Source organism: Streptomyces sp. NPDC059456 (assembly GCF_042750055.1).
GTDB lineage: Bacteria > Actinomycetota > Actinomycetes > Streptomycetales > Streptomycetaceae > Streptomyces.
The window spans coordinates 1-4477 of the sequence record NZ_JBHYVA010000688.1 but is presented as its reverse complement, the minus strand read 5'-3'; the positions used below and the strand labels follow the sequence as shown (position 1 = coordinate 4477).

Below are 4477 nucleotides of genomic sequence, written 5' to 3'. Positions count from 1 at the left end.
GCCCCGCCCCGGGTGGTGCACGGTCGGCCGGTCGACACCGGGCACGAGGACCCGCACGGGAGGCCGGACCGCGGAGGGTGCGGCGGGCGACGGCTCGGCGGGCGACGGCAGCGGCTGCCCGGGCGGAACGCACGCGTCGGGCCGGGCCCCGTCGCCCGGGCCGGTCCCGTCGTCGTTCGCCTCACCCCGGCCGCGCACCTGTACGCGCCCCTGCCCGTGGCCGTGGCCGTGGCCGTCAGCGTGCCGGGCGCCGGCATCGACACCGGCCACACCCGAAACGCCCGCGCCCGCGCCCACGCCCGCGCTCGCACTCGCACTCGCGCCGCCGCCGGCGTCGTCCGCGACCGCCACCTGGCACTGCAACGGGCAGAGCGCCGCCACCAGGCCGGCTCCGGCGAAGTACTGCCAAGCGGTCACCGCGCGTCCTCCCGGTTGTGAGGGTCTCGGCTGAAGAAACGATCACGGCGGCGCTTCGATACGCCGCAGACGCGTCAAGATCACCGGCGGAGGAGCGAGTTCAAGCCAGCCGTTCACCCGGCCGGCCCAGTCCCGTACGGCACCCCCGCCTGCCCCGCCCCCGGCCGTCCTCGTCCCTGCGGGGCGCTGCTGCGGCTTCCCGGCGGCGGGCGCCGCGATGTGACGCCCCGACAGCACCCGCGCGGCACGGCCTAGGCTGGAGCGCATGTCCGATTCCGCTGTCTTCCCCGTCCCCCCGGTGACCGTGTGGGCGGTGCTGCGGCGGCCGTGGCGGTTCCTCGGCTCGTGGTGGCCCTGGCGGTGCTGGGCGTACCTGGGCAGCGGGTTCCCCCTCGGGTACGCGGTACTGCTGGCCATGGTCCTGCTCGTGGGCCTCGGGGTGCTGCTGGCCGTCGCCGGGGTCGGGCTCCTGCTGCTGGTCGCCGCCGTGGCCGGCGCCGTGCCGCTCGGCGAGCTGGAGCGGCGCCGGCTGCGGTGGGCCGAGCCGGTTCCGGTCGCCGACCCGCACGCCTCGCTCGCCGGGGCCGGCGCCGCCGCCTGGCTGCGCACCCGGCTGCGGGAGCGCGCCACCTGGCGGGAGTTCGGGTACGCCGCGCTGCTCGGGACGGTGTTCGGCGCGGCCGGGTTCGGGGTGCTGGCGCTCCTGGCGTTCTCGCTGCTCCTGGTGGTGTCCCCGGTCGTCGTGTGGGCGCTCGCCCCCGAGCCGGTAATGCTGGTGCCCGGCCGGGTCACGGGTCCCCTGGAGGCGCTGGGCGGGACGGCCGTGGGACTGGCGGGGCTGGTGCTGGCCGCGTACGCGGGCGCGCTGATCGCCGGGGCGCAGGTGAGGACGGCCCGGCTGCTGCTCGGCCCGCGCGAGGAGGACGGCCGGGTGCTGGAGCTGACCCGGTCGCGGATCCGGCTCGTGGAGGCCTTCGAGGCGGAACGCCGGCGCATCGAACGGGACCTGCACGACGGAGCCCAGCAGCAACTGGTGGCCCTCAGCATGACCCTGGGCCTCGCGGAGCTGCGGCTGCGCCGGATCCCGGAAGCCGCCGAGGCCGCGGCGCTGGTCGGGCGCGGGCGCGCCGAGGCGAAGCTGGCCCTGGAGCAACTGCGGGACCTCGTACGCGGCATCCATCCGCAGGTGCTGACCGACCACGGGCTGGCGGCGGCCGTCGCCGAGGTGGCGCTGCGCCACCCGGTGCCGGTCACGGTGGACCTCGGGCATCTTCCCCGGCTTCCCGAACCGGTGGAGACCACCGCCTACTTCACCGTCACGGAGGCGTTGGCGAACGCCGCCAAGCACAGCGGTGCCTCGCACGTCGGCGTCGCCGGTAGGGTCGAGGGGGACCGGCTCACCCTCACCGTCACGGACGACGGCCGCGGCGGTGCCGATCCCGGCGCGGGAGCGGGTCTGGCGGGTCTCGCGGACAGGGTGGCGATGTTGCAGGGCAGGCTGACGGTGTCCAGTCCGGTGGGCGGGCCGACGGAACTGCGCGTGGAGGTCCCGTGCTCCGGGTGATCCTCGCCGAGGACTCGGTGCTGCTGCGCGCCGGGCTGACGGAACTGCTGACCCTCGGCGGCCACCGGGTGCTCGCCGCCGTCGGTGACGCCCCCTCCCTGCTGGAGGCGGTGGCCGCCGAGCGGCCCGACGTGGTCGTCACGGACGTGCGGATGCCGCCTGGGCTGCGCGACGAGGGGCTGCGCGCCGCCCTCGAACTGCGGTCCCGTGACGCCTCGCTGCCGGTGCTGGTGCTCTCCCAGTACGTGGCCACGGCGTACGCGACCCGGCTGTTCACCGATGGTCCGGCGGCCGGGCTGGGCTACCTGCTCAAGGACCGGGTCGGCGAGGTGACCGAGTTCCTCGACGCCCTGGAACGGGTGCACGGGGGCCAGACGGTCATCGACCCGGACGTGGTGCGCGTGCTGCTCGCGCCGGCGGCGGCCGACCGGCCGCTGGCCCGGCTGACGCCCCGCGAGCGGGAGGTGCTCGCCCTGATGGCGCAGGGCCTGAACAACCAGGCCGTCGCGGCCCGGCTGTTCATCACCGAGGCCTCCGTCGTGAAGCACTCCGGCAGCATCTTCACGAAGCTGGACCTGGACCCGGCGGAGGGCAACCGCCGCGTCCTGGCCGTCCTGGCCCACCTGCGGGAGCAGGCCGGCGCCTGAGCCGGCACCGGCCGCCCGCCCGGCGGCCTCAGTCGAAGGGGTCGATCTCGACGTGGCCGGGAGACGCCGAGCAGACCTGCCACACCCCGCCCGTACGGACCAGGTCGAGGGAGTAGGCGACGGCGGCGCCGGGACCGGGCTCGGGCGTGAGGTCGACGTTGACCGTGGCCTGCCCGCCGCCCTCGGTGGAGGAGACGATCCGGTGGCCGAACCGGGCTCCCCGGCGGCGCAGTTCCGCCGCCGGGTCGGCGGCGGACGCGCAGGCCGCGGTGGGCGCGGTGCCACCCGTACCGACCGTGTGCAGGTAGGCCTCCACGGCTCGGTGCAGCGGGCTGCGGCCGGGATCGCCCGCCCGCACCAGCGCCGTCACGCCGAAGCCGACGGCCGAGAGCGCCAGCAGCACACCCGCGACGAGCACCACCCTGCCGGTACGGACCGGCCGTCCTGCGTACACGATGCCTCCGTCTGCTCCGGGAAACCCCTTGTCACGGGAGGGACGCCGCGCGGCCCGCCGCCGTTCCCGGACGGCCGGCGCCGTCGTGGTGTCCGCCGGCCACGACCCGCGAGGGGGCGGTCGACGGCGGCGGGGCCGCGCAGCGGGCCCACACCACCAGCAGGACCGGCAGCATCAGGTAGCCGAAGCGGCCCGCCGGAGCCAGCAGGAAGGCCAGGGTCAGTCCCAGGGCCAGCCGGTCGGCGGCGGCGACGACCGTGCGCGGCGGACGCGCCCACAGCGAGAGCGCCACCCCCAGCGCGCCCAGGCCCAGCAGGGCCACCGTCAGGTACCAGCCCCACGGCCCGAGACCGGCCAGCAGGTGCCCCGGCAGCGGGCTGCTCGCCGGGGTGGGCACCGGCGCCCGGCCCGTGGGGAAGGCGAAGACCTGCCGCCACAGCTCGGCCGGCTGGAGCAGCGCTCCCGGCAGTACCAGCAGGGCCGTGACCGGGGCGGCCACCGCCGCGCAGCGGAGCGCCGCGCGGCCGCCCCGGCAGGCCCGGAGGAGTACGAGGACCACCGCCACCGCCGGCAGCGCGGTCCACTTCATGGCGCACGCCGCCGCGAGCGCCGCCCCGGCCGCCGCCGGCCGGCCCGAGGCGGCCGCCGCGAGTGCCAGGCAGCACAGCCCCGAAAGCGGCAGGTCCACCCCGCTCACCGCCAGCGGGAGGGCCACCACCGGGGAGGCCACCAGGACCGGCAGCCACGGCGAGGCGGGGCCGCCGAGCATCCGGCGCCCGGCCCACAGGGCGGCGAACAGGACGGCCGCGCACCAGATCCGGGCGTCGCCGAGCAGGCGGACCGCCCAGCCGTCGCCGCCGCCCAGCAGGGCGCGGGGAAGACCCAGGAGGGCCATGCCGGGCAGGTAGGGGGTGTACTCCCCGACCCCGGCGGGGCGTTCCACGTAGAGGTGTCCGGATTCCAGCAGGAGCCGCCCGGACCGTTCGATCACCGCGACCTCCGACTGGCCCTGCCCGGTCAGGACCAGGAGCAGCAGGGGCAGTACGACGGCCCCGGTGAGGGCCGCGGCCGTCGCCGAGCGGGGGCGGCCCAGCGCGGTGGCCCCGGCGGCGACCAGGTATCCGGCGGCCGCGCAGCAACCCCACAGCCGGTGCGGGCCGAGCGCGGAGAACAGCGGGAACGACAGCGCCCAGGCCGCCGCGAGCAGCCAGCCGGCGGTCCGGCGGGCGGCGGGCGGGGCGGGCAGCAGACGGGAGGCCGCGGAGGGGAGCGGGCGGGCGGAGGGGGTCATGGACCCATTCCAGCCGCGCGGCCGTCTCGGGTCTGCACGCCCAGGCGGAGCCTTCGTGGTCGGGTTTCCCCTACCACGGGGGCTCCCGCGGGCCGTGGCCTGTG

5 protein-coding genes are annotated in these 4477 nt (G+C 77.3%); 2 read left to right on the top strand and 3 right to left on the bottom strand.

What is annotated here, in order from left to right; translation table 11 throughout:
* A partial coding sequence (locus tag ACFXA3_RS36460) for a hypothetical protein (RefSeq protein WP_385194426.1) occupies window positions 1-417 on the bottom strand: 417 nt, incomplete at its 3' end.
* A gap of 265 nt (window positions 418-682) precedes the next feature.
* Between ACFXA3_RS36460 and ACFXA3_RS36455 the strand changes: the two genes are divergently transcribed.
* Both ACFXA3_RS36455 and ACFXA3_RS36450 read left to right on the top strand, forming a co-directional pair.
* Complete coding sequence (locus ACFXA3_RS36455) at window positions 683-1981, top strand: sensor histidine kinase (protein ID WP_385194424.1); 1299 nt, start codon at window positions 683-685, stop codon at window positions 1979-1981.
* A complete protein-coding gene (locus ACFXA3_RS36450; protein WP_385194421.1) occupies window positions 1969-2628 on the top strand; it encodes a response regulator in 660 nt (219 codons plus the stop codon). The genes ACFXA3_RS36455 and ACFXA3_RS36450 overlap by 13 nt, the downstream gene beginning before the upstream one ends.
* A 28-nt stretch (window positions 2629-2656) precedes the next feature.
* Here ACFXA3_RS36450 and ACFXA3_RS36445 read toward each other — a convergent pair whose 3' ends face one another.
* Entirely contained in the window at window positions 2657-3082 is a 426-nt protein-coding gene (locus ACFXA3_RS36445; RefSeq protein ID WP_385194420.1) for a hypothetical protein, read from the bottom strand.
* A gap of 31 nt (window positions 3083-3113) precedes the next feature.
* Window positions 3114-4373, bottom strand: a complete 1260-nt coding sequence (locus ACFXA3_RS36440) for a glycosyltransferase 87 family protein (protein WP_385194418.1) — start codon at window positions 4371-4373, stop codon at window positions 3114-3116.
* Between the last annotated feature and the right edge of the window lie 104 nt (window positions 4374-4477).